Genomic DNA, 1263 nt, shown 5'->3' with positions numbered 1-1263 from the left:
GCGCTTCAAGCCTCGCAAGATGAGATTAAAAAAGCGTATCGAACATTGGCCCTTCAATATCATCCTGATCGGAATCGAGGGAATCGTCAAGCTGAACAAAAAATCCGTGAAGTCAATGCGGCCTACGAAATCTTGGGAGATTCGGATGCCAGGAAAACATACGATCGATTGCGACTGGGCTATGCGGACCCGATGGTGCATCGACGAGATAGAGATCCGGAACCTGAGCCGGAGGAATCCATTTCTCCTTCAGTGGTCCTGGAACGAATGGAAGGGACTCTCCGGGAAGAATCCCGCAAGCAACTTTTTATGGTGTTGATACGCAATACACAAAAAATCAAAGAAGAATTAGCCATTATTCGGGAACGGGTCATTCGTGTCCAGGGGTATGATACCTTTCTGGAAAAAATTGTCCTGCAGCGGGGCCAGGAAGTGTTAGATGAACTGGTATCCGAGGAGTTTAGGCAGCGTCAAGAGCGCCTGGTGGATATAGCCGTCGAGATGGTGTGCTCGGCGGTTCCAGGTTCTATTCGAGACTCAGATCAAATGGATCAGGTTCGACGAAGTTTAGCCCAGGCGTATCAGGAGGGATGGGTTCAAGGGTACGAACAAGCTTGTGAACTGCTATACGAGCGCCGCTAATCAAGCCGGACACATTGAGGAAAGTGAAACCGGAATAGGGTAAGGGAATGATGAAATAATGAGGCAAACCTTATTCAAAATCCAATGCCAGCAAATGGGATACCCCATTTGCCGGATTATCGCAGGTTCACAACTTTCAGTGATCAAATGGGGAAGAGGGCTGCTGGAATGAATGGCTTTTTGAGGCGTGATTCCTTGATGTGGCCAATGCCTGAGCCTCCTTCGACAAGGTCACCTGGTCATGGACGGGAGAGGGTCCACCTCGTTCACGATGGCTTTTTGTTTTGCCACCTTCCTCATCGGAACTCACGGCGGTCACCTGTTTTCGCGAATGATCCACCGATGATGCGGGTTGCAGAAATTGAATAGCTCCTATTTCCGGTAATGTCATGATCGATGCTCCTTTTCTACCCAGAATGAGTTCGCGACTTCCATTGCATTCTCTGTATCGGTATATGTGAAAAATGCTTGCGACGAGGGAATGGGAGGCGGTCACAACATCATATAGACTGCGGATTATTTGTCAAAAAGGTAAAAGAATCAGGTGAAACGCGCGCAAACAATGATAACCAGGGAATGGCCTATAGGTAATGAATGGCCGTGTCAAAACAATGAAGTAAT

At 48.1% G+C, this 1263-nt stretch carries 2 protein-coding genes; one reads left to right on the top strand and one right to left on the bottom strand.

Annotated features, from left to right (window positions below; genetic code table 11):
• On the top strand, nt 1–642 hold a 642-nt coding region (locus AAH187_RS18085; RefSeq protein WP_342349887.1), incomplete at its 5' end, for a DnaJ domain-containing protein.
• Nucleotides 643–778: 136 nt separating this feature from the next.
• Here the strand turns inward: AAH187_RS18085 and AAH187_RS18080 are convergent.
• Nucleotides 779–1033, bottom strand: a complete 255-nt coding sequence (locus AAH187_RS18080; RefSeq protein WP_342349886.1) for a hypothetical protein — start codon at nt 1031–1033, stop codon at nt 779–781.
• Nucleotides 1034–1263 lie beyond the last annotated feature (230 nt).

This window comes from uncultured Nitrospira sp. (genome assembly GCA_902500695.1).
Classification (GTDB): Bacteria; Nitrospirota; Nitrospiria; order Nitrospirales; family UBA8639; genus Nitrospira_E.
Note: the sequence above shows the minus strand (reverse complement) of the source record. Positions and strands in the feature narration are given on the sequence as shown.

What these genes read in the sequence shown, in the direction of transcription:
- AAH187_RS18080 (WP_342349886.1), bottom strand. Translation starts at nt 1,033, where the DNA reads ATGACATTACCGGAAATAGGAGCTATTCAATTTCTGCAACCCGCATCA.